Origin of the sequence: Acinetobacter bohemicus ANC 3994 (assembly GCF_000367925.1) — a bacterium.
Classification (GTDB): domain Bacteria; phylum Pseudomonadota; class Gammaproteobacteria; order Pseudomonadales; family Moraxellaceae; genus Acinetobacter; species Acinetobacter bohemicus.
The window spans coordinates 15,737-39,454 of the sequence record NZ_KB849170.1; the positions used below are offsets into that span (position 1 = coordinate 15,737).

At 38.6% G+C, this 23,718-nt stretch carries 21 protein-coding genes; 7 read left to right on the forward strand and 14 right to left on the reverse strand.

The window, feature by feature from the left end; all coding sequences use genetic code 11:
* Window positions 1-79: 79 nt before the first annotated feature.
* Window positions 80-2,125: a zinc piracy TonB-dependent receptor ZnuD gene (gene znuD, locus F994_RS09695; protein ID WP_004650181.1), complete on the reverse strand. Its 2,046-nt coding sequence runs from the start codon at window positions 2,123-2,125 to the stop codon at window positions 80-82.
* A gap of 143 nt (window positions 2,126-2,268) precedes the next feature.
* On the opposite strand from znuD, the gene F994_RS09700 reads away from it, so the two are divergent.
* The 4 genes from F994_RS09700 to F994_RS09715 all read left to right on the forward strand — a co-directional run bounded on the left by F994_RS09700 (window position 2,269) and on the right by F994_RS09715 (window position 6,388).
* Window positions 2,269-3,033: a DUF4184 family protein gene (locus F994_RS09700; RefSeq protein ID WP_004650182.1), complete on the forward strand. Its 765-nt coding sequence runs from the start codon at window positions 2,269-2,271 to the stop codon at window positions 3,031-3,033.
* Window positions 3,034-3,195: 162 nt separating this feature from the next.
* On the forward strand, window positions 3,196-4,986 hold the full coding sequence (gene aspS / locus F994_RS09705; protein ID WP_004650183.1) for an aspartate--tRNA ligase: 1,791 nt from the start codon (window positions 3,196-3,198) through the stop codon (window positions 4,984-4,986).
* Between the two features lie 119 nt (window positions 4,987-5,105).
* Entirely contained in the window at window positions 5,106-5,327 is a 222-nt protein-coding gene (locus F994_RS09710) for a hypothetical protein (RefSeq protein WP_004650184.1), read from the forward strand.
* Between the two features lie 194 nt (window positions 5,328-5,521).
* Entirely contained in the window at window positions 5,522-6,388 is an 867-nt protein-coding gene (locus F994_RS09715) for a lysophospholipid acyltransferase family protein (RefSeq protein ID WP_004650186.1), read from the forward strand.
* 65 nt (window positions 6,389-6,453) lie between these two features.
* Here the strand turns inward: F994_RS09715 and F994_RS09720 are convergent, their stop codons facing one another.
* The 6 genes from F994_RS09720 to rfbB are packed head-to-tail and all read right to left on the reverse strand — an operon-like array spanning window position 6,454 to window position 12,256.
* Complete coding sequence (locus F994_RS09720) at window positions 6,454-7,293, reverse strand: glycosyltransferase family 2 protein (protein ID WP_004650187.1); 840 nt, start codon at window positions 7,291-7,293, stop codon at window positions 6,454-6,456.
* The gene (locus tag F994_RS09725) at window positions 7,293-8,420 is read right to left on the reverse strand and encodes a DegT/DnrJ/EryC1/StrS family aminotransferase (protein ID WP_004650188.1); all 1,128 of its coding nucleotides are present in this window, start codon (window positions 8,418-8,420) and stop codon (window positions 7,293-7,295) included. The genes F994_RS09720 and F994_RS09725 overlap by 1 nt, the downstream gene beginning before the upstream one ends.
* Window positions 8,417-9,466, reverse strand: a complete 1,050-nt coding sequence (locus F994_RS09730; RefSeq protein ID WP_004650189.1) for an acyltransferase family protein — start codon at window positions 9,464-9,466, stop codon at window positions 8,417-8,419. Before F994_RS09730 ends, F994_RS09725 begins: the two co-directional genes overlap by 4 nt.
* Window positions 9,466-10,323, reverse strand: a complete 858-nt coding sequence (locus F994_RS17200; RefSeq protein WP_004650190.1) for a WxcM-like domain-containing protein — start codon at window positions 10,321-10,323, stop codon at window positions 9,466-9,468. Before F994_RS17200 ends, F994_RS09730 begins: the two co-directional genes overlap by 1 nt.
* 2 nt (window positions 10,324-10,325) lie before the next feature.
* A complete protein-coding gene (gene rfbA / locus F994_RS09745) occupies window positions 10,326-11,198 on the reverse strand; it encodes a glucose-1-phosphate thymidylyltransferase RfbA (RefSeq protein ID WP_004650191.1) in 873 nt (290 codons plus the stop codon).
* A complete protein-coding gene (gene rfbB, locus F994_RS09750; RefSeq protein WP_004650192.1) occupies window positions 11,195-12,256 on the reverse strand; it encodes a dTDP-glucose 4,6-dehydratase in 1,062 nt (353 codons plus the stop codon). Before rfbB ends, rfbA begins: the two co-directional genes overlap by 4 nt.
* 273 nt (window positions 12,257-12,529) lie before the next feature.
* On the opposite strand from rfbB, the gene F994_RS09755 reads away from it, so the two are divergent.
* The 3 genes from F994_RS09755 to F994_RS09765 are packed head-to-tail and all read left to right on the forward strand — an operon-like array spanning window position 12,530 to window position 15,411.
* The gene (locus F994_RS09755) at window positions 12,530-13,375 is read left to right on the forward strand and encodes a glycosyltransferase family 25 protein (protein WP_004650194.1); all 846 of its coding nucleotides are present in this window, start codon (window positions 12,530-12,532) and stop codon (window positions 13,373-13,375) included.
* A gap of 2 nt (window positions 13,376-13,377) precedes the next feature.
* On the forward strand, window positions 13,378-14,484 hold the full coding sequence (locus tag F994_RS09760) for a glycosyltransferase (protein WP_004650195.1): 1,107 nt from the start codon (window positions 13,378-13,380) through the stop codon (window positions 14,482-14,484).
* A gap of 36 nt (window positions 14,485-14,520) precedes the next feature.
* Complete coding sequence (locus F994_RS09765; protein ID WP_004650196.1) at window positions 14,521-15,411, forward strand: glucosamine inositolphosphorylceramide transferase family protein; 891 nt, start codon at window positions 14,521-14,523, stop codon at window positions 15,409-15,411.
* Here the strand turns inward: F994_RS09765 and F994_RS09770 are convergent, their stop codons facing one another.
* The 7 genes from F994_RS09770 to glnE all read right to left on the reverse strand — a co-directional run bounded on the left by F994_RS09770 (window position 15,412) and on the right by glnE (window position 23,695).
* Window positions 15,412-16,446 (reverse strand): glycosyltransferase, encoded by a 1,035-nt coding sequence (locus F994_RS09770; protein WP_004650197.1) that lies wholly within the window; start codon window positions 16,444-16,446, stop codon window positions 15,412-15,414.
* Window positions 16,443-17,222, reverse strand: coding sequence for a glycosyltransferase family 2 protein (locus F994_RS09775; RefSeq protein WP_099049322.1), 780 nt, complete (start codon window positions 17,220-17,222; stop codon window positions 16,443-16,445). The genes F994_RS09770 and F994_RS09775 overlap by 4 nt, the downstream gene beginning before the upstream one ends.
* On the reverse strand, window positions 17,216-17,971 hold the full coding sequence (locus F994_RS09780) for a polysaccharide deacetylase family protein (protein WP_004650200.1): 756 nt from the start codon (window positions 17,969-17,971) through the stop codon (window positions 17,216-17,218). The genes F994_RS09775 and F994_RS09780 overlap by 7 nt, the downstream gene beginning before the upstream one ends.
* Complete coding sequence (locus F994_RS09785) at window positions 17,968-18,996, reverse strand: glycosyltransferase family protein (protein WP_004650201.1); 1,029 nt, start codon at window positions 18,994-18,996, stop codon at window positions 17,968-17,970. Before F994_RS09785 ends, F994_RS09780 begins: the two co-directional genes overlap by 4 nt.
* Window positions 18,997-19,001: 5 nt before the next feature.
* Window positions 19,002-19,892 (reverse strand): ELM1/GtrOC1 family putative glycosyltransferase, encoded by an 891-nt coding sequence (locus F994_RS09790; protein ID WP_004650202.1) that lies wholly within the window; start codon window positions 19,890-19,892, stop codon window positions 19,002-19,004.
* A gap of 100 nt (window positions 19,893-19,992) precedes the next feature.
* Window positions 19,993-20,919, reverse strand: coding sequence for a branched-chain amino acid transaminase (locus F994_RS09795; RefSeq protein WP_004650203.1), 927 nt, complete (start codon window positions 20,917-20,919; stop codon window positions 19,993-19,995).
* Window positions 20,920-20,944: 25 nt separating this feature from the next.
* Complete coding sequence (glnE, locus tag F994_RS09800) at window positions 20,945-23,695, reverse strand: bifunctional [glutamate--ammonia ligase]-adenylyl-L-tyrosine phosphorylase/[glutamate--ammonia-ligase] adenylyltransferase (protein WP_004650204.1); 2,751 nt, start codon at window positions 23,693-23,695, stop codon at window positions 20,945-20,947.
* Between the last annotated feature and the right edge of the window lie 23 nt (window positions 23,696-23,718).

Genomic DNA, 23,718 nt, shown 5'->3' on the forward strand with positions numbered 1-23,718 from the left:
GACTAGGTTTTATGGTTTGATTTTTCAAGAGGTTTTCTGTGAATTAAGCTTCAGTTCTAGGCTATTTTATAGCTTGAACTTAGAAACCGAACTCTAAACCCACTGTAAAGTTACGTCCGACTTGCGGAATATTCGACAAGAATGAAGCATGTGAATAGACCTGATCATCTAACAAGTTATTGGCTTTAAAATACACGCGATAATCATTGTTTTTCGCGTATTGCCCTGCATAAGACACCCCTAGGTTGACCATATTATAGCCACCCGTTTCATGTTCATAACTGGCAATTTTGTCCTGATTAAACACATGATAATACTCAGCCAAACCCGACCAATGGTCATCAAAACCAGCATCGACTTTCGTTCCAACTCGACCTGCAGGAACACGTGGTGCATTGTCGCTTTCAATTTTGCCACGGACATAATCACCAAACACACTCAGTTTATACACATCGCTTAAAGCATAAGAGGCTTGCGCTTCTGCACCATAAAATTTGGCTTTGTCTTGGGTGTAATCAACCAAACGAAAGTCTTTGTAGGCTGCTGTGGTATTGGCATAAATGTAGTTATCAAACCAGTTGTGATAAACATGCACATGATAATCCAACTTATCTTGCTCATAATGCAAACCAAGCTCGATATTATTGGATTTTTCTGCGCTTAGATTTTCATTGCCACGTTCATAGGTATTGGTCGCAAAATGCTTGCCATTGGCATACAGTTCTTGTGCCAAAGGTAAACGCTCTTGATGAGAACCAACCAAAGACAATTTATAACTGGGTGCAAACTGCCAGTTCACAGCACCTGAATAAGAGAAGCCATAATCATCAAAATCTTTTTGATTGGAATCAATTTCAATTTTTTGCTGATCTAAACGTGCAGCCAATTCAACATGTACATCATTAAATTGTTTGTGTTCTAAAGCAAAAAGACTCCATTTTTGTGTTTTGCTTGGATTCAATAAAGATTCTTCACCGGTAATATCCAATTTTTGCTGATTATATTGCGTCCCAATGACCCCTTCCCAATTGGCAATAGGATTGTGAACCAATTCTAAACGTGCATCATAGCCCTGACTTTTAAAGCGGGTTGCCACCGTATTTTCTTCCAGTTCGTCATGTTTATAGTCGGTATAACTGGCATGGGCACGTAATTTTTCAAAGCCGGCAAATGGGTGATTCAATTCGGTACGGAAATCATAACGTTCCGATTTAAGGTCAACCCAAGGGCCAGCAGCATGCTCATCTTCATCATGAGTGTGCCCTGTATGACTGCCACAATACAACTCATTATCATGTGGATGACAGTCTTCATATTCATGACTATGCCCCGGCAAACCATACTGATCCTGACGGTTACTATATGAAATACCGCTAAAGCCACGATCATAAATCCAAGATAAACCAACATTGACGCTATCACTTTGAGCAAAAGTATTACCGACACGACGTTCTTTTTCTAATTCGCCATCATGGTCATGAAAATAATTCGGTGCAATATAACTGTTCGCATCTCGGGTCGAACCTTCTACCCGTAGTGCAACTTGATTGCCTAAAGCCACGGTTGCACCTGCACTGGCGAGTTTCTCATCACTGCCTGAGTTGTAACGCATCCCCACCTGTCCCTCGATGCCTTTTTCTGGCATTTGGGTGGGAATTTTATTGTCCGTCACATTGACCAAGCCACCCACTGTGCCTGCGCTATACAACAAGGTCGATGGACCACGAATAATTTCCACTTGCTTGGCTAAAATCGGATCTACCGTCACTGCATGGTCAGGAGACAATGTAGAGACATCGGCTGTTTCCGAAGCATGTTGTAGGACTTTAACCCGCGGTCCATCTTGCCCACGAATCACTGGACGGCTAGAACCTGAGCCATATTGGTTAGAATACACCCCCAGTTCATCTGCAAGTGCATCACCAATGGTCGCTCCACGTTCAGCCAAAGCCTGATGCTCTACCACATGATCTGCCACTGCAAAATCGGCAGCAGATTGTACCAAGGGATGTGCTTTTAATTGGATGGTTTCTAATTGTTGGCTTTGAAGATGATCATCCGCAAAAACGACCGGCGTAATGACGGCAAAGATAGACAGTGTAATTAAATTCTTATGAAAGGACATGTGCAGGCTCAAAGCGACAAAATCTGAATTATGTTATAATATAACATTCCATCTTTTTTGCAATAAAAAACATTTCTTTTAACCAGCTTCGGCTAGACTGTATTTTACCCATTAAATCATCATTGAATTTTAAAGATTTTTAGATGCCTTTTACCATATCGCATGCTGTACTCGCACCGCCTATTTCCAAGTTAACAGGTCATGCACTGCCCGTTGCTGCACTGGCTATTGGTTGTATGGTGCCTGATTTATACCGCTTATTTACCCAAGAAAATTCCAATACCACCCATTTATGGACATCAATTATTCATCCTGATTTATGGATTGGCTTGGGCTTTTGTCTACTTTGGTATCTGCTCTATCGCCCTGTAATTTACCGTTTGATCGGCATTCAACATCCATTACATATTGAGAGTTTCAAATCAGCCATTCAATTTTTCATTGGGGTCATTGCTGCGGTGCTTGTCGGCACAGCGACGCATATTATTTGGGATGGTTTAACCCATGTCGATTTTAGAACCTTTGCCTTTAAAGACTTTCTAAGTCAAAACCTGACCTTGTTTCATCAGCAATATCCTGTGCATCGCATCTTACAAATTGGCAGCTCGATTGTAGTTTTACCCATTTTAATTTACATGTGCCTGCAATATTACCGACAACACCAGCAGCATCATCCGATTAGCCCAAAGATTAAATGCTTTGCTGCCGTGCTATTACTGACATCTTTCGCTGTTGGCTGTTTTTCTGCTTGGGATTATGCGCGCTATTTTTCCACAGAAATTTGGCAGGCAGATCTGTACTTTTTTGTCGGTAAATCCATCAATGAATTTACCCAAGGGGCTTTATCCGTATTTACCTTAGGTAGCCTATTATTGTTATTTTTGGATCGTGATCATCGACTGGGTTAATACACTAAAGTGAAATGATTCAGCAATTTTCAGTGATTTGGCGTTGTTTTTAGATCTACTTCTTGTGACACCTTGTCCAAAGAGGCATAATTCAACATTCAAAGGCGGTACGCTGTTTACGTATACGCTTGCCTTAACCCATATAGTTGGATTTTTTACGCTATGATGCGAACTCATTACTGCGGTACTTTAACCGAATCTCAAATTGACCAAACCGTTACCTTATGCGGTTGGGTACATCGTCGTCGTGACCACGGTGGTGTGATCTTCCTTGACATGCGTGACCGTGATGGTCTTGTGCAAGTGGTGATTGACCCAGATACGCCTGAAGCGTTCTCAACGGCTGACAAAGCACGTTCTGAATTCGTACTTAAAATTACAGGTCGTGTACGTCGTCGTTATGAAGGCACAGAAAATGCCAACATGGTGAGTGGTCAAATCGAAGTTTTAGCCAAAGACATCGAAGTTCTTGCTGCTTCTGAAACACCGCCATTCCCATTGAATGATGAAAATACCAATATTTCTGAAGAAATTCGTTTGAAATATCGTTTCTTGGACATCCGTCGTCCTGAAATGCTTGATCGTTTACGTTTCCGTTCTAAATTGACCAACCTCATTCGTAACTATTTCGAAGAAAACGGTTTCTTAGACGTTGAAACGCCAATTTTGACCCGTGCAACCCCAGAAGGTGCACGTGACTATTTAGTGCCAAGTCGTGTATCGAATGGTAGCTTCTACGCCCTGCCACAATCACCACAATTATTTAAACAATTGTTGATGGTGGGTGGTATTGACCGTTATTACCAAATTGCCAAATGTTTCCGTGACGAAGACTTACGTGCGGATCGTCAGCCAGAATTCACCCAGATCGACGTTGAAACATCGTTCATGAGTGACGATGACATCATGGATTTGATGGAAGTTTTAACCATTAAGATGTTCAAAGAACTGCTAAATGTTGACTTCGGAAAATTCCAACGTATGACTTATGCAGATGCAATGCGTGATTATGCATCTGACAAACCAGATATGCGTATTCCTTTGAAATTGGTTGACGTTGCAGACATGATGCAAGACGTTGAGTTCAAAGTATTCGCAGGTCCAGCGAAAGATCCTAAAGGTCGTATTGTTGCACTTCGTGTACCGGGTGCAGGTTCATTGCCACGTAGCCAAATTGACGAATATACTAAATTCGTGGGTATCTACGGTGCCAAAGGTTTGGCTTATATTAAAGTCAACGAACTAGAAAAAGGCATCGAAGGTCTTCAATCTCCAATCGTTAAATTTATCGAGCCAATCGTGCTTGATTTGTTGAAACGCGTTGGCGCTGAAAATGGCGACATCGTATTCTTCGGTGCAGATAAAGCCAAAGTTGTGAATGATGCAATGGGTGCGTTACGTATCAAAGTCGGTCATGACATGAAACTCGCGACTTGCGAGTGGGCGCCACTTTGGGTTGTTGACTTCCCAATGTTTGAAGAAACTGATGATGGTAAATGGACGTCTGTACATCACCCATTCACCCTGCCAAAAAGCAGCGTAGAAGAAGTGAAGAACAATCCAGGTGCTGCACTGTCAGTTGCTTATGACATGGTCTTGAACGGTACTGAAGTCGGCGGTGGTTCACTGCGTATTTATACTTTAGAAATGCAACAAGCCATTTTTGAAGCTTTAGGCATTAATGCTGAAGAAGCTGAAGAGAAATTTAGCTTCCTACTTAATGCATTACGTTACGGTGCGCCTCCGCACGGTGGTTTGGCATTTGGTCTTGACCGTCTTGTGATGTTAATGACAGGTGCTTCGTCTATTCGTGAAGTAATTGCCTTCCCGAAAACCAAGACTGCGGAATGTCCTTTAACTCAAGCGCCTGCGCCAGTTGAAGCGAATCAATTACGTGACTTAGGTATTCGTTTACGCGAAAAACCAAAAGCTGAGGTTAAAGCAGACGCTTAATCCTTTAAATTCAGTGCTAAAAAACCCTGCTCATGCAGGGTTTTTTTATTGCATTGAGATCAGGTCTTGAGAATGGCATAATAGCGACCTATTTTCTCCTTTGGTGTGAGCTAAACCTTATGGCTATGCGTCCTGCTGTCCGTCGTCGTGCACTTGTATTAATGGTATTCGCTATCGCTCAGTGGTTATTTATGCGTTACATTCTAGCCAATGGTTTATTTAATATTGATACCAATCAACGTATTCTTTATTTCTGTGTCAGTAGCTTAGGTGGAGCCTTACTCATTTTTGTGAGTTTGATTTATATGGTCTTAAAAGGTAATGCCGACAAAGCTGAATGACGTTTTCTCTCTTGCCACTAGGTTGATATCTCATCTTAGTACCTAGTGGTTGTACCTCATTTTTTATTTTGTTCTCAAGACTTTTAACCTCATTTTCTATGCTTTAGAAATGGCGCAGCCGCATTCATGCGCTAAAACTCTTTCCAGAATTATTCTTTTTATAATGATATAAACTATAAATAAGTTGCGCTGTTATGTATTTTTTATTCAAAATAATTGCTTTACTCCCTCTTTCTCTCTTGCAGTTAATCGCCTCTTGGATTGCTATTTTACTCAATAGTTACAACTCATCCATGAAACGAATTACCCGTATTAATCTGCAATTGGCCTACCCAGACTTAAACACACAGCAACAAAAAATATTCATTAAAAATAGCTTAAAAAGCCAATGTATGACCTATGTTGAATCAATTAAATGTTGGGGAATGCCGCCCGAATATAACCTAGCTTTATTCAAAAATATTTATGATGAACAGTACTTTACTGAAGCCTTAGCCAATCAAAAAGGTGTGATTGTGGTGATTGCACATTTTGGCTGTTGGGAGCTTTTAAATGCATGGCTAAATTTATATAGCTCACCAATGATTATGTACAAGCCTAATAAAAACAAAGGCATTGATCGCTTTATGTTGGAAGCACGGCAACGACTGAATGCCACCCTCGTTCCAACCGATGAAAATGGTGTACGTTCAATCTTTAAGCATCTCAAACAAGGTGGCTTGACCGTCATATTACCCGACCATCTACCTAAAGAATCTGGCGGAATTTATTCCCCCTTTTTTGGACAAAAAACACTATCAACAACATTGGTATCAAAATTAGCCAGTAAAACACAATGTAATGTGATTGGACTCAGTTGTATTCGTGATGAGATTTCTGGTTTTAATGTTCATTGTTCACGACTTTCCGATGATATTTTATCCAAAGATTTACAAATTTCCGTGGATAGCCTTAATCAAAGTTTAGAAGCGATGATTAATATCGCTCCTGAACAGTATTTATGGTCTTATAAGCGTTTTCGCAAAGTTGAAGGACAAGAGAGTATTTATAAAAAAATTTAAAAGCATTATTATTTTAGATATTAATGTCATCGCAACTTAATTCCGTTGCGATGACATTACATCCTTTATACCAATATTTTATTTATCCAATACTTAAAAAAAGTATAGAATTTAACTGGATAATAAATAAAGACACCTTTTTCCTTATAATAATTTTTTAAAATTAAACGATTAATTTTATGCTCAGCATCAATATAAACTTTTTCATTTTTATATGGTGCTATCACTTTTTTCATCTCCAGTGCCATTTTTAAGCCATCTTGCGAAAAACTTTCATCATGGATACGGTATTGACACAATACCGTCGGAATATATACCAGTTTTTTCTGGTTCTTACTGAGTTTTAACAACATATACCAATCTTCGACTTTAATACTTTCATCATAACCACCCACTTCACGGATCACATCCAAATGAAACATCTGAGTTAAAGTCGGTAAATCATGCTGATTTAAAATAATATCATTAAAACTATATTCGGTTCTTTCAGAGACACGCTGCTCCGTAATTTGATTATTTTTATCAATTAACTCTATAGCAGCAAAAACACCCGCAACACTTGGATTTGATTCCAAATATTCAACTTGTATCTGTGTTTTTTGCGGCAACATTTTATCATCAGAGGCAATAATACTGACATATTTCCCCTTACATAATTGTAAGGCTTCATTTAATGTCGTACATAATCCTTTATTCGCCCGTGTATTAAAATAGACATGCTCAAAACGTGTTTTACACTGTTCTAACATCTCCTTAATTTTAGTGACTGACTGATCCTTAGAACCATCATCAATCACAATTAATTCGATATTTGCATAAGTTTGATCAAGGATACTTTGAATACTATCTTGAATATAAGCTTGATGGTTATAACAAGGAATGATGACTGAAACCAATGGCTGCATTAATGTACTCCTTGAGGTCTAAAACTATTACATAGCTCAATCACCTTTTCAGCTTCATCTAAAGTCAAAGTCGATCCCATCGGTAAACTTAACACTTGCTGATGAATACGTTCAGTCACAGGAAAACTCAAATCATTCCATTCTTTATAAGCCTGTTGCTTATGCGGAGGAATTGGATAGTGAATTAATGTTTGAACGCCATTTTCCAGTAAATATTGTTGCAACTGATCTCGATATTCAGTTTGAAGTACAAATAAATGCCATACATGTTGCTTATATTCAAGCGCATCAATCTGACTCAAAGGCAATGTAATATATGGATTTTTTATTTTAGATAAATATAGATTTGCAATTTGACGGCGATGAGTTGTTTCTTGATCCAAATATTTCAGTTTCACATCCAGCATTGCTGCCTGTATTTCATCTAAACGGCTGTTTACGCCTGGCACCAAATTTTTATATTTTTCATGCGAACCATAATTTCTCAAGGCTTTTAACATACTTGCCAATTCGGCATCATTGGTTGTTACAGCTCCAGCATCACCTAAAGCACCTAGGTTTTTCCCCGGATAGAAACTAAAACCTGACGCATCACCCCAATGACCAGCACGGATACCCTCCATTTCAGCGCCATGCGCTTGTGCAGAATCTTCCAACACCAATAAATGGTGTTGTTGAGCAAGCTGCATAATTTTTGGCATATCTGCCAGCTGTCCATATAAATGCACTGCTAGTATCGCTTTGGTATGCGGTGTAATGGCTTGCTCAAGTGCCTCTACCGAAATATTTAAGCTGTTAACATCGGGTTCAACCAATACCGCTTTTAAATGGTTTGCAGTAATGGCTAAAATACTTGCGATATAGGTATTTGCAGGAACAATAACCTCATCGCCATCTTGTAACTTACCTAGCTCTTTCCATGCACGCAGTACCAAAATAAGGGCATCAAGCCCATTCGCAACACCAATCGCAAATTTTGTACCGCAGTAAGTTGCAAAATTTTGCTCAAATTTTTCGAGTTCTTGACCGCCAATATACCAACCTGAATCAATAACACGATTACATGCCGCTTTTAATTCATCTTGATATTGTTGATTTACTTTTTTTAAATCTAAAAATGGGATCATAATAAATACTCTTTCACTTTCCTATTTAAAGGCTTTTCAATATGTTTATATGATATAGCGCTTGCTATAATGGTAATCCCCAAAATAATGATTAATAACAATAAGCTATCTATATTTAATGAAAATTTAATGACGAAATGCTCTATTATCTTAATCACCAACAAGTGAATTAAATAAAAACAAAAACTAATTTCACCCAACCAGACCATGTGTTTATTTGATAAAAACTGACCAATAGCTGTTTGTTTATCACCAATACTTGATAAAGAAAATGCCAGTATAATCAAAAACATTGGTATCCAATAATAAATAGAATATCGATAGCCAATATCTATATAATTATGAAAAATAAAAAATATTACAAAAACAAATAGGGAAAGAACTTCAATATTATATATGGGCTTATTCTTTTCAATAGAGTTCCTTTTTAATTTTAAATAAACTGAGAAAAGGATGATCCCCAAAAGAAAATCTGCAAACCGAATGAGTGGAGAAATATAAAGCCAATAATGTTTTTGACTATCTTCTAGAAAAACATTCATTAGTGTAATTAAAACAACAAATAGAACCGCAAAGAATATTTTTGTTTTTTCACTTAAAAATAAAACAAAAGGAAAAATGAGATAAAAAAACATTTCATTTGATATGCTCCATGAGGGAGCATTTAATGAAAAGAAAATTTTCTCATTCGGGAAAAAACTTTGTACTAACAATATATTTTGTGCAACATACTTCCCACTTCCACCTATTAAGCTACTTATAATTAAAGCTGCTAACATGGTGACAAAATGCATAGGATATATTCTTGCTATTCTAGAAATATAAAATTCTTTTTTGGTGATTTTTTTTTCTAAAATTTTATCTTCATAATTGTACGCAAGAATAAAGCCACTTAAAATAAAAAAGAAACTAACGCCAAGGAATCCTTCAGCAAAAATTGTTTCAAAGATATTTGCATAGTATTCACTACCTTTCAAAAAAGAAAGATGGCTGACAAAAACACAAAGTGCAAAAAAAAATCTTAATGATGTTAAAGGCTTAATCATTATTCAATAAAACCTTTAATGATAGCTGGATTACCAACAACAATCGCTTTTTCTGGTACATCTTTAGTCACAACAGCTCCTGCACCCACCATTGCATATTGACCGATTTTAATACCGGGTAAGATAGTGGCATTGGCACCAATACTTGCACCTTTCTCAATCACCGTTCTTAAAAATTCTTCTGGATATTGTTTAGAACGTGGGTGTTTATCATTGGTAAACGTAACGTTGGGGCCTATAAACACATTATCCTGAATGGTAATACCATCCCAAATAAATACCCCCGATTTCACTGTCACGTTATCGCCTAGCACAACATCATTTTCAATTAAGGTATGTGCGCAAATATTACAATTCTTGCCAATTTGAGCTTGCGCCAAGATCACACTATATTGCCAAATTCGGCTATCTTCACCAATTTGTGAACTGTGTACATCCGCTAAAGGATGGATATACGGTTTATGTGCTGCTTTAATAAAATCAGCATAATCACGGATGTAATCCGATTCATCATAGTGCTCACTAGCGAGAACCAGTAGTACACAATCCTCCGAAAAATCATGCATTTCATGCCAAATCATAGGAGGAATTTGCAATCCTTTATTAGGCTGATCAAGCCATACTTCTTCTTTTGCAAAACCATTATCCATCAACATCTTGCATTTCCCTTTAATGCAAAATGCGATTTGGTGTAGTTCTTTATGCGCATGAAACCCGCGAGGAACGTCAGGTTTTGCATCAAAAATATAATAAAGTCGTTTTAAATCAAAAGGAATATTTTTGCATGTTTCTGCAACGACTAATCCGCCCCGTTGGTCACCTAAATTAGGTAATTCAATCCACTGTATCAAACTCATTTTTATTCACTTACCAATGATATTAAATATTGACCGTAATCATTTTTACTCATGCTCTGACCAATTTCTAAAATTTGCTCCGCAGTTAACCAACCATTGTTAAAAGCAATTTCTTCTAAACAGGCCACTTTATAGCCTTGGCGTTTTTCAATGGTTTCAACAAACTGTGCCGCTTCGAGTAAACTTTCATGCGTACCCGTATCTAACCAAGCAAAGCCACGGCCCAATAATTCTACATTTAAGTCACCGCGCTCAAGATACATCTGATTCACCGTGGTAATTTCCAACTCACCACGATCTGAAGGTTTGACTTGTTTGGCAATTTGAATGACATCATTGTCATAAAAATAAAGACCCGTTACCGCAAAATTAGACTTCGGATGTTTTGGCTTTTCTTCAAGGGAAATCGCACACTTATTTTGATCAAACTCAACCACACCAAAACGTTCAGGGTCTTTGACTTGATAACCAAATACCGTTGCACCTTTTTCACGTGCAATCGCTTGTTTCAGCATAGGCGTAAAGCCTTGACCATAAAAAATATTATCGCCCAGCACTAAACAAACATTGCTCTGACCGATAAAATCTTCACCAATAATAAATGCCTGTGCTAAGCCATCTGGACTTGGCTGTACCGCATAAGTCAGCTCAATACCAAACAGTGAGCCATCCCCCAATAAGCGTTTAAAACTGTCAACATCTTCGGGTGTAGTAATAATGAGAACTTCACGAATACCCGCCAACATCAAAACTGACAAAGGATAATAAATCATGGGCTTATCATAAATTGGCAACAACTGCTTTGATACGCCTTTGGTAATTGGGTACAAGCGTGTTCCAGAACCACCTGCGAGAATAATCCCCTTTGTATTCATGATTGATCTACTCCTAGTCTCTCGCGTTGATAGCTGCCATCTTGAACTCTACGGCACCAGTCTAAATGACTCAAATACCATTCTACAGTTTGACGAATACCCGTTTCAAAAGATTCTTGCGGCACCCAGCCCAGTTCATTTTTTATTTTACTCGCATCAATCGCATAGCGATGATCATGACCGGGACGATCTTGAACAAAAGTAATTAAAGATGCATAAGACTGTTGATCACTTCGTGGTTGAAGTTCATCTAATAGTTGGCAAATGGTTCTGACGACTTCAATATTCTGTTTTTCATTATGACCGCCAATATTATAGGTTTCCCCAACCTGACCTTGGGTCACTACCGTATATAAGGCACGGGCATGGTCTTGGACAAATAACCAATCACGCACTTGCTGACCATTGCCATAAATGGGCAAAGCCTTACCTTCAAGTGCATTCAAAATGACCAGAGGAATCAGTTTTTCTGGAAAATGATATGGTCCATAATTATTGGAACAATTGGTCACCATCGTCGGTAAACCATAAGTTCTATGCCATGCCCGAACCAGATGATCCGAACTCGCTTTACTAGCAGAATAAGGTGAACTCGGTTCGTATGGCGTTTTTTCTGTAAATAAATCTGTGGTTCCCTCTAAATCGCCATAAACTTCATCTGTAGAGATATGGTGAAAACGGAAACTCTTTTGTTTATCTGCATCTAAGGCTAGCCAATATTTTCGGACTGCTTCCAAAAGGGTATAAGTTCCGACAATATTGGTCTGAATAAATGCTGCTGGACCATCAATCGAACGGTCAACATGCGATTCAGCTGCTAAGTGCATCACAACATCAGGTTGAAAATCTTGTATCGCTCGATCTAAAGCCACAGCGTCACAAATATCAATCTGATTAAAATAATAGCGTGAACTTTGCTCAATTTCAGCCAAAGATTCTAAATTACCCGCATAGGTCAATTTATCAATATTCAGTACTTCATTTTGAGTATTTTGAATAATATATCGAATAACCGCAGAACCAATGAAGCCTGCGCCGCCAGTGATTAAATACTTCATATGTTCTTTACTGACCCTAATATTTATAACAATTATATTTAATTAACGCTAAGGACTGCATTCTATTACGTTTCATTCTTTGTTCCTACCCAATTGTAGGAGATATATCAGCCATAAAGATCAATCAAAAGTTATCAATGTACAAAAATATTATTCCCAATAACCACTCATTGAATAAATAAAATCAAAAGCTTCGTTGCTGGCTATTTTGTTTAATTTTAAGTGCAAAGCTTATAGAATAGCAGTTGCTATCATTATGTTTTGAATATTTACATGAAAAAAATCTTAATCTTATGCGTGTCTTTAAAAGATAGTGAAACACGAAGAGAAACGATTAAAAGTCAAATTAGACACTTACAGAAAAATATACTAGATATTCAAATTGATTTCGATTTTTTTGATGCTGTGTATGGGAAAAATCTTCCAGCAGAATACCTTTCATTTATTGATCTGCGTCGTGAATTTTCAGGCTTGTGTGATCATGCTTTAGGTCCGAGTGAAATTGGTTGCTTCCTGAGCCACATGATTCTATGGCAACGTCATGCACAAGGAGACTATGCGCAATATGATCGCATCATTATTCTTGAAGATGATGTGATTTTTAATTTTAATCAAATTCATGAAAAACTGATTTCACTCATTGAAACCCATCCCTCTTTTGCATTCTTAGGCGGTCATTCACAACCCTCTAGACGCCGAATTCGAGGTTATACCAGTCAAGACCAATTGTATTTTAATATGAGTGGTCCTAAAGACCTGTATACCGCTACTTTTGCGTACTCACTCACCAGAGAACAAGCCCGTATATTTGTTGAGAAACAAATCAAGCGTTTAACCTATATCGATGACTGGAAATATTTATTACAAAAACACAATACTGTGCCATTTTATTTTTGTTTTGAACATGATGATGAAATTCCGAGTTCAATTGCATCCGATCGCCAGAATTTTATGAAAAAGCCCAATCGGTTTAAAAAAAATTATCGAAAGATTCGTAATGACCTCGTTTCTCGTATTATTTCTTTATTTTTATTTAAAAAAATTATTCGTCTTTCTGCTTTTATCGCAGCAAATAAAAATAGCTTAAATACCCCGATCCACGATCAGAATAAGGATTAAAAATGAAAAAGTATCTTTTTATTCAAGATCATTTATATGGTGGCGGTGCAGAACAAATATGTATTGATACTGCTGTTGCGCTTAAAGAAAAAGGCCATGATGTGACTGTATTGTTATTAGATTCAAACAATATACGCACAGCCTATCCTGAAGACTTGAATCTAATCAAATTCGATATAGCACCGGCTTTCATGCAAGGCAGTATCAAGAAAAATAAGTTAAAAAGTGTTCCTTTAGAGCAACAAGCTGAACTGACGCAAATCATTAATGACTTAGCACCAGATACTGTTATTGCGGGTCATTCACATGCTTTTTGGTTAGCACCGATTCTGACGGGGAATGTTTGGTTTTGGGTACATGGTGATTCATTAGGTTTAGTACGCAAACAAAATTTAGGTTTCTTTAAATATTTAGAAGCGCTGAAGAAGTTTATGCAATGTAAAAAAGCCTGTAATTATCTATTTAAAGGCAAGCAGCTTATTGTTGTTAATCAAGATATTAAAAATCTTATTCAACAGCATATTCAAGAGGCTACAGTCAAAGTCATTCATAATGGTATTGATGTCAAACGACTCAAAAGCAATTTACCAGATGATGAAAGCATCATGATAAAAAAATGGGATGCAATTTTTGTCGGGCGTTTATCTGAAGAAAAACAACCCGATGTGGCAATAAAAGCTTTTGCTGAAAGTGGTCTAACTGGACGTATGGCGATTGTCGGTGATGGCCCATTGTTAGATGAATTAATTCACCTTGCGGAAACCTTAGGATTGACTAAACGTGTTGATTTTTTAGGCTGGCAAGATCAACCCAATCGTTTTATTCAACAGAGCCATTGCTTAGTTTTACCTTCTCGTACCGAAGGTTCACCGCTCATTGTTGCAGAGTCCCTTATTTTAAATGTTCCTGTTGTTGCTTTTAATTGCTGTGAAGGCGTAGAACACCAACTTTCATCAGGCGAACTTGCTCAAGGTCTAGTGGCTTTAAATGATATGCAAGCTTTATCTCAACGACTTTATCAAGTGGTTACCCATCCCTATGTAATTCGAGAACAAGACATACAACGCTTAAATATCTCAGAAATGGTGAAAGCCATTGAAGAATTATAAGCCCCACTATTTAAACTTTGATTTGAGCAAATCATCATGTCCATCTCTCGTATAATTCTCAAAAAATGGTACAAACACCAGCAAAACCAACAGAGCAAAAAGTTTGATTCACATTGGTATATTCGTTTTGGTTGGCTAGATGAACCGCTGCATAACCAAGATCAATTAAAAGACCTATTTGAAATCCATTCGCCTAAAAAGTTCACTTTTGCGGACTGTTTTTATGTAGAAAATCAGGGGCGTCATTTTATTTTTTTTGAAGAAGTCGATGACCAGCATCCTGTTGGTTTTTTATCGGTTTTAGAAATCTTTAAAGATGGTCGCTCTACCGAACCACAAACCATCTTAAAACTGGATTATCACTTATCTTATCCATGTGTTTTTAAAGTTGAAAATGACTGGTATATGATTCCTGAAAGCAGTGCCAATAAAACGGTTGAACTCTGGAAATGTACAGATTTTCCGACTCAATGGGAAAAACATTCCAACCTTTTAGAAGGCATTGAAGCGGTTGATACCACACCTTTTTATCATGATGGCATGTGGTATTTATTTACCTCTACACGTCGCAACTGCAAGAAGTTTGGTGATCGCTTAGATTTATTCTTTACTGAAGATATTCTAAATCCCAACTGGCAAGAACACCCGCAAAATCCTGTATGTAAAGGACAACAACAGTTCCGTATGGCGGGTAAACCATTTATGTACCAAAATAAATTGGTTCGTCCTAGCCAAGACTCATTAAAACGTTATGGTGGTAACATTGAGCTTAAAGAAATTACCCGATTAGGCCCAAGCGAATATCATGAACAATTATTGGAAGTGGTTGTCCCGCATTGGAATAATGCCGATGATGGTTGCCATACCATCAATGCAGAACCTGACTTTGTGGTGCTTGATGCGATTCGCTTGTCCCCTAAAGCATAATTATGAAGACAGCAAATGCTGATAAATCTGTAGTGTTTGCTGTGTCATTGCTTCAACCGTCAACTCCGCTTTAGCACGGGAAAATAAAGGCTGAAAATCCAATTGAGATGTTTGATTCAGTGCATTTTCAATAGCAGCTTTTAAACCTTGCGCATCCCCAATATCGGCTAAATACACATCAGGCAACCATTCAATAACACCATTGACTTTGGTCGACGCCATGACTTTATCGCTTTGCAGCGCTTCCACCATGACCAAAGGGAAACCTTCCCGATCTGAAGACAACACCACAACATGGGCAAGTTGCAGTAAATCACGTGCATCGGTTCTAAAACCCAAAAATGCGACCCGATCTTGCATCTGTTGTTGCTTCACTTGTGCTTCAAGCGCTTGGCGCAATGAACCATCACCCACAATCCATAGATTTGCATCAATTTTCTGCATCGCTTGAAGCAGTAAAGCAATATTCTTCACTGGTTCTAAGCGACCTATACACATCACTATTTTTTTTGTTGAATCTAGACTTGGAAATTGTTGATCAATGCTGTGTTTTAGCTTTTGCTTTGCATCTATAGACAATGTGCTTTGCGGATACACACCATTATAAACAATATGCGCTTTGGCTTCTGGAATCCCCTGTGTCAGTGCTTTACTCACAGCAATCACGGCATCGCCAACCAAATACGCAGATTTATTCTTTTTGGTGCCATGCACCGTGGTCACAATTTTCACATCAGCTAAAAACGGACGAATTCTTGCAACCAGTTCCGACGCTTTACCTGCTTGGCTATGGAGAATCTGGGGCTGAATAGTTTTAATCAACTTTACAAGTTGCCACAACAACATGATATTCCAACGACTGCGCGCAAAATCAACAGCATGAAAAATCACCTGCGGATTAAATTTGTCTGCATAACATGGGTGCGCAATCATATGCACCTCATTGGATAAAGAGAGTTCATTCACAAGGTTAAATGTATGTTGTTCTAAGCCTCCAACACCTCCACTGGTTGCTAAAACTTGAACGATCTTCATACATCATCTCGTTTATGCTTATTCGCTTGTAAATGCTGTTCAAATAACTTGGCTTCTTTTAAAAAAGCATAAAAAGCATTGATCATACTATTTACAAAACCACGCCAACCATTCAAACAACTACGTCGAATAAAATACGACTTTAAGAAGGTGACAGGCATCACCAAAGTTAATTTTAATACACTTGGTTTTTTACCTTTCTGAAATTTTTCAGCGGCTTTTAAGTTGGAGTATTGGTTATTTTTTTCAACTTTGACAAAAATACTCGACTCACCATAGTGATAAATATCACCGTTGGCGCGAACACTTATCCCGTCAATAATCACATTTTCATGCACTTTATTTGCAAGATCATACTGTCCTTTACTTTTACGAAAAAAACGGACTTTGGCATGTTTTTTCGTATGCTTACTATTCGGTACAGCTAAAAACACATCATTAATCGGGGTAATTAAGGCATCAATATGATTGGCTTGAATGGTGGCTGCAATCTCTTGTTTTAACTCATCAGATAAAACTTCATCACCATCTAAATTCAGCACCCACGCTTGCTGACATTGTGCCAAAGCGAGACTTTTTTGTGCTGCATAACCTTGCCAATCTTGATGGCTAATGCGTACATTTGCAAAGCTTTGGGCAATTTTATAGGTATCATCGGTACTGCCTGAATCTAAAATAATCACTTCTGCAAAATCGGCAACGCTGTTTAAAGTGTCTTCAAGCCAAGCCGCACAGTTCAAAGTGACGATATAAACACTACATGGAATACTCATAATTTATAACGTCCTTTGGCTAAAGCAATACGCATTTGCAGCGCATTCATTGCCCCGTGGGTACTCACTCGGGGAATATTAAATTGATTTAATTCAGTATAGGCTTCAACTTTTTTGCGGGTTGATACTGCATTTTTAAAGCCAATCTGTTTTGCCATCTGTTGATGTTTTTCATTAAAACGCCCAAAAGGATAGGCAAAACCTGAGCAATGCCCAACAAGTGCTTCAACATCTCGTTTTGAATTTTGCATCTCTTGATAAGCTTCATCATCACTTAATTTCAGTAAGTTCACATGATGCTGGGTATGTGCACCAAACTCAATTAAGCCTGATTCTGACATTTCACGAATGTGTTCAGGCGCTAATTTTTCAATGCCTTCAATTTGCGTGGCTAAATAAATGGTCGCTTTCGCATGATATTTTTTCAGTAGCGGATAAGCATATTGATAGTTATCCAAGAAACCATCATCAAAGGACAAAGCAACGACATGCTTTTGCCCCTGATATTGATCAAGCTCAGAAACAAGACAAAAGATACTGCCCTTTTTAACTAAATACTGTAATAGCTGTTCAAACTTCTGTGGCGGCATATTCATGCCCGAAGCATCTTCATGTGGTGTAACCTGATGCAACATCACAATTCTAGGTAACTTTGCGCTGCGAAAAGGCAACCAAAAAGTATAGTTACCGAATAAATATAGCAACGCGGCTAAAGCAATGAAGCCTATTACAATATAAAGCAACCAAATCATGCATAGACCTCATGTGCCCATTCATAGGCTTCTGATAATGGCTGATCAAAGGTGACTTCGACCATAAATTGCGTAATCCGTTTACCATTGAAACTGGCGCGTGTTTTATTCCAACCTGCTTCGGCAATACGTTTCGCATCTTCAGGATGTGCAGCATAGAATTGAATTTTTTCAGCTAAATCGAACTGATCATCAAAATAAACCACTTCTTGTTCCGTATAGAGTTTATCGAAGCCTGGAATACGCGGACTAAACGTCAATAAACCATTGCCTGTGAGTTGCACAATTCGGTCGGAACTATATAAAGTCACATCATTTTTACGTGAATAATTTAAGCCCATACGCGATTGAGAAAGAACTTTGTAATAGCCTTTTCCATACACTCCGGGTTGCTCAAAACAACCATAGTATTGATATTGAATATGATTGTTTTTTAAAGTGTCGGCTAAGTCTTTTAAGAATTTTTCCCGCTCAGGTTCTTTATACACCACACCACAGAAAATAAACTCTTTATCAATATTGGTCGATTCAAATTGCTTTAATTGTTCAACATTACGATGTCCAACATTCGGCATATACGCCACTTTCAAATGCGGTTGCTTGAGTTTTTCAAGATACTCACCACCTGTGGTACAAAAAATTGCATCAAGATAAGGTGAAAAATCACGAACGAAACCCAGTTTATGCTCTAGATACAATGGATCGACATACCAAAAGGCTATTTTAGTTTTTGGATAGTGTTGCTTAATTTCTTTTAGAACATTCGGACTCATTAAATCACTATGACCAATGAGCACTAAATCTGGCTCAATATTATCAACAATTTTTAAAATTTCTTTATTGGCCCAAGTTGCACCTAATTTTTTAGTTTTAAATATTGTTCCCATTCGAGCCATATCACGAAAGCTAAAATCATAAACAAAATGCCCATTTTCAATGAGACCTGCTGAAATTTTACGATCTGTACAGTAAAAATGAGCCCCGTGTTTATTAAAACCAAAATTCGCGATATGTAATATTTTCATTTAATTTAAACATCTCTATTTTTCAATAAAATATGAGCAACTCTATCTGCTTCATTCAATTGAAGATTAATCAAACCTTGCTGATTCTCCTCAACGCAAGGTAAAGATAATAACTTATCTATCATTTGCGTAATTCTATCAGATTTCAAACGGTCAATTTCAATCACCCCAACTTTACAACCCGCTGTGAATGCCTCAAAAATCATCGAAACACTGTCTTCAGTAACCCAAACGGCTTCTGCTTTTTGCATTTCTTCAAAAATCCAGCCTTGCGGGGTTTGTTCAACAGGAAATATGTGTAGATGAGATGCCAATGGACTCTCATTCAAATGAGCTAAAAACGCGTTCGGTGTACGTCGTGAAGTGGTCAAAATAATATCGGCTTGAGGATGCGTCTTCACGATTTCATCAATTGAAGCCAAAACCTTTTCTTCATTCCATTGATGGCGTTTCGATGATCCGCCTAATGCAATTAAAATTCTATTTTTCTGGTGTCTTTGCTCATTCACAATCGGATTGAGCGCACCTTTTGTGATGATAACATGAGCAGATGCTTCAACCCCATCATGTTCCGGAATCACAGCATAATGAAACCAAGTAAATGGAAAATTCGGCTTCATCATAATCACGGTTTTGGCTTGTGGATATACTTTTCCCAACAATAAAACACGTAGCTGAGTATGGCTGCCTACACCAAAAATATAATCCGGTGACTGAGCAACAGCCGATGTGCTTTGTTTGAATGTCGCCAATAACAAGCTAAAAATGGGCAATTGATCAATGAGAATCTCTTCAAAAGTCACCGCTTCTCTACTTTGTCTTTGCATTGCCTGATACAAACCGATTGCTTGTGAGCGATGCCCCGCCTTTCCATCACTAACATAGACAATATGCATAAAAATGTCCTTCGAAGAGAATCAACCTAAATCAAGAAAATATTAATCCATAAAAAAAGGCGAAAACCAAGTTTTCGCCTTTTCATCTTAACTGATCAGCTTATTTTACGTAAGTTAACCAGTGTGCATATTTAGGGTCTTTACCCTGAACTGCATCAAAGAATGCTTTCTGAATTTTCTCAGTAATTGGACCACGCGAACCACAACCAATTTCACGGTCATCATATTCACGAATTGGTGTAACTTCCGCAGCAGTACCGGTAAAGAATGCTTCATCACCAATATAAAACTCATCACGGGTAATACGGCGTTCAATCACTTCATAACCCAAGTCTTTGGCAATGGTGATAATCGTTTGACGGGTAATACCGTCTAATGCACCACCCGAAATATCTGGGGTATGCAATACGCCATCTTTCACTAAGAATACGTTTTCGCCTGAACCTTGGCATACATAGCCTTGTGGGTCCATCAACATTGCTTCGTCGTAACCCGAGTGTGCCACTTCCTGATGTGCAAGAATAGACAAGGTATAGTTACCCGATGCTTTTGCTTTACACATAGTCACGTTTGGATGGTGATGGGTAAATGATGATGTTTTAACGCGAATACCTTTCGCCATTGCTTCATCACCAAGGTAAGCACCCCAGCTCCATGCAGCAACAGTGGCATGAATGGTATTGTCTGTTGCAGCGATCCCCAATTTTTCAGAACCGATAAAAATAATTGGACGCAAATAGCAAGAAGCCAATTTATTTTCACGTACAACATCAATCTGAGCTTGCTCTAATGTTGCTTGATTATATGGAACTTTCATTTGATAAATTTTTGCAGAATTCAGCAAACGTTTAGTGTGATCTTGCAAACGGAAAATCGCGGTTCCATTCGGAGTTTCATAGGCACGGACACCTTCAAAAACACCCATACTGTAATGTAATGTATGAGTTAAAACGTGAATTTTCGCTTCACGCCAATCAACCATCTGTCCATCTTGCCAAATAAAACCATCACGATCAGCCAAATTCATGACACAAACTCCAATTTTTATACAATTATTCACGTTCCAAAGCGAAGGTCGCTGTTGGATCAATTAATCTCTGCCATAGCTTGCAAACCACCTCTCGGGTATCGAACCAATCCGCAGCATTCACTTGCATCGATTGATTGGCAAGGGCTAAACGGTGGCTCTCAGCGCGTTCACTTAAATAGGCTTGAATCAATGCTGTCGCGTCGTCACTGGATAAGCAACCGGCGTTTGCGGCATCCTCAAGGATTCTTACATTGTCGGAATAATGGGCGAGATCAGAATTCGCCCCACTCCATGCGAGTACCGCATACTGTGCCATAAATTCAATATCAACGATACCACCTGCATCCTGTTTTAAATGAAAAATTCCATCTTTTTGCTGTTCTTTTGACGAGCCCAAATGGTCTTTCATTTTCTGACGCATTTTCAGTACTTCTTCACGAACTTTGGCTTCATCACGAGGCTGAATTAAAATACGACAACGCAATGCTTCAAATTTATCGCGCAAACTTTGCTCGCCGGCAATTGAACGTGCGCGAACCAAAGCCTGATGTTCCCATAACCATGCATTCTTTAATTGATATTGTTCAAAGGCTTTTAAACTGGTAACCAAAAGCCCTGCTTCACCTGATGGACGTAGACGGGTGTCAATTTCATAAACACGTCCATCCAAAGTCTGCGTGGTCATCAGTGACATAAATTTCTGCGCCACACGTATCGCAAACTCAAAACCACTGATTTTTTTCTGACCATCCGTATCGCTCTGTTCATCCATATAATGAATAAACACCAAATCCAAATCTGAGCCATACCCCATCTCGATGCCTCCGAGCTTGCCATAACCAGCGACCGTAAATGCTGTATGATCGGTTGAACAACGTTGCCCTTCTGCATCAAGTGGAAAGCCATGTTTTTTCGCGGTAATTTGATAGGCCAGATTTAAGGTTGCATTGACTGAAACTTCAGCAATATCGGTTAAAGCATCCGAGACTTTCATCAAAGGACTTTCTGCCAAGACGTCACTGGCTGCCACGGCCAAGACATTGGATTTTTTAAACAGTCGTAATACACGGAGTTGATCTTCAACCTGATCAATTTCAATGCGTAGTAATTGCTGACGTAATGAGTCTTCTAAATCTTGGCGTTTTGGCAACTCAAAATCCATCGACAAAAACTCATCCAACAACACCGGATAATGGGTTAATTCTTCGCAAATCCACGGACTGACCGTTGCCATTTTTACCAGTCGTTGCAATGCCCCTTTACTTTCAATCAGCATCACTAAATACACGGTACGACGCATCACCGACTCCACCAAAGGCATGAGGCGTAAAAGTGCAGTTTGGGGTTTATTCGACTGTAAAATTGCTTCAATCAAATGCGGCCAAAAGGTTTTTAAGCGTTGTACCGCTTTCGCTGGTAATTTCTTTAAAGCATGACCATACCAAAACTCATGTACCAAGTTTTTTGCACCATCATCCAGTACCGCTTCCAGTTGTTTTTCCAACTGGCTAAAACTTTCAATTAAAGGATCGGGTTCTTTTTCTTTAATCAGATGTTCAAACTGATGAATGACTTTGGCTCGTTTAGCATTTAGCGTTTCAAGGAATGCTTCCCAATCGCTAAATGCCAAAGTATCCACAATACGTTGACGTAAATCAGGCTCAGTCGGTAAGGATTGGGTTTGTTGATCATTCAATGCTTGAATGGCATGTTCTACACGGCGCAGAAACAGGTAAGCATCTTCCAGTTCAATGACCGCTTGCGTATCCAAAAGCCCAACTTCACCCAAATGATGCAGACTGACTAAACACTGGCGATCTTGTAACTCCAATTTAGAGCCACCATAAATCAGCTGAAAAACCTGCACAATAAATTCAACTTCACGAATCCCACCTGCACCCAGCTTGATGTCATCTTCAATATTACGACGTAACACTTCACGTTCAATCATGGCTTTCATTTCGCGCATGGCTTCAAAGGCGGTGTAATCGACATATTTTCTAAACACGAAGGGTCGGGTCATATCCAGCAGTTCTTCACCCTTTTGACCGCCCGTTACAATACGTGCCTTAATCCATGCATAACGCTCCCACTCACGTCCATGCTGGCTTAAATATTTTTCTAATGCGACATGGCTGATTGCTAAAGCAGAACCATCGCCCCACGGGCGTAAGCGCATATCAACACGGAAGACAAAACCATCTGCGCTAATATGATCCAGCAGATAAATCAGTTTTTGTCCCCAAAGAATACAAAATTGCTGTACATCAATGCATTTTCGGCCATTGGTTTCGCCCTGTTCATCAAAGGCAAAAATAAGATCAATATCACTGGAAAGATTCAGTTCTTGTGCGCCAAGTTTCCCCATCGCCACAACAATCAAATCTTGTACTTTGCCATTATAACCAACAGGCTCACCATGCTTAGCCACCAACGGAATTCGGGCAAAGTCTTTTGCTGCACAAATTGTCGCATCAGCAAAATCTGACAGCTCACGTGTTAAGGTCACCACATCAGTAAGTTGATTGGCATCCTGCCAAATCCAACGAAACATTAAACGTGCACGAAGAATACGAATTTCTCGCATCCATGTCGCTTCATCAGTAAGGTGATCTAAAGACGTTTGCACAATGTGCTGAATTTGTTGGGTCGTTAAAGGATTTATAAATTGGTCAATTGCATAATCTTGTTCTAAAAATATACTGTGATTTCCCAATACCAGTTCTGCATATTGGCTCGCACGTAATGTCTTCTGCAATTGTTCCGCATTCATTTCTAAACCTTCAGCCTCGTTTT

Coding starts and splice junctions, on each gene's coding strand:
- znuD (WP_004650181.1), bottom strand. CDS start 2,125: ATGTCCTTTCATAAGAATTTAATTACACTGTCTATCTTTGCCGTCATT.
- F994_RS09700 (WP_004650182.1), top strand. CDS start 2,269: ATGCCTTTTACCATATCGCATGCTGTACTCGCACCGCCTATTTCCAAG.
- aspS (WP_004650183.1), top strand. CDS start 3,196: ATGATGCGAACTCATTACTGCGGTACTTTAACCGAATCTCAAATTGAC.
- F994_RS09710 (WP_004650184.1), top strand. CDS start 5,106: ATGGCTATGCGTCCTGCTGTCCGTCGTCGTGCACTTGTATTAATGGTA.
- F994_RS09715 (WP_004650186.1), top strand. CDS start 5,522: ATGTATTTTTTATTCAAAATAATTGCTTTACTCCCTCTTTCTCTCTTG.
- F994_RS09720 (WP_004650187.1), bottom strand. CDS start 7,293: ATGCAGCCATTGGTTTCAGTCATCATTCCTTGTTATAACCATCAAGCT.
- F994_RS09725 (WP_004650188.1), bottom strand. CDS start 8,420: ATGATCCCATTTTTAGATTTAAAAAAAGTAAATCAACAATATCAAGAT.
- F994_RS09730 (WP_004650189.1), bottom strand. CDS start 9,466: ATGATTAAGCCTTTAACATCATTAAGATTTTTTTTTGCACTTTGTGTT.
- F994_RS17200 (WP_004650190.1), bottom strand. CDS start 10,323: ATGAGTTTGATACAGTGGATTGAATTACCTAATTTAGGTGACCAACGG.
- rfbA (WP_004650191.1), bottom strand. CDS start 11,198: ATGAATACAAAGGGGATTATTCTCGCAGGTGGTTCTGGAACACGCTTG.
- rfbB (WP_004650192.1), bottom strand. CDS start 12,256: ATGAAGTATTTAATCACTGGCGGCGCAGGCTTCATTGGTTCTGCGGTT.
- F994_RS09755 (WP_004650194.1), top strand. CDS start 12,530: ATGAAAAAAATCTTAATCTTATGCGTGTCTTTAAAAGATAGTGAAACA.
- F994_RS09760 (WP_004650195.1), top strand. CDS start 13,378: ATGAAAAAGTATCTTTTTATTCAAGATCATTTATATGGTGGCGGTGCA.
- F994_RS09765 (WP_004650196.1), top strand. CDS start 14,521: ATGTCCATCTCTCGTATAATTCTCAAAAAATGGTACAAACACCAGCAA.
- F994_RS09770 (WP_004650197.1), bottom strand. CDS start 16,446: ATGAAGATCGTTCAAGTTTTAGCAACCAGTGGAGGTGTTGGAGGCTTA.
- F994_RS09780 (WP_004650200.1), bottom strand. CDS start 17,971: ATGATTTGGTTGCTTTATATTGTAATAGGCTTCATTGCTTTAGCCGCG.
- F994_RS09785 (WP_004650201.1), bottom strand. CDS start 18,996: ATGAAAATATTACATATCGCGAATTTTGGTTTTAATAAACACGGGGCT.
- F994_RS09790 (WP_004650202.1), bottom strand. CDS start 19,892: ATGCATATTGTCTATGTTAGTGATGGAAAGGCGGGGCATCGCTCACAA.
- F994_RS09795 (WP_004650203.1), bottom strand. CDS start 20,919: ATGAATTTGGCTGATCGTGATGGTTTTATTTGGCAAGATGGACAGATG.
- glnE (WP_004650204.1), bottom strand. CDS start 23,695: ATGAATGCGGAACAATTGCAGAAGACATTACGTGCGAGCCAATATGCA.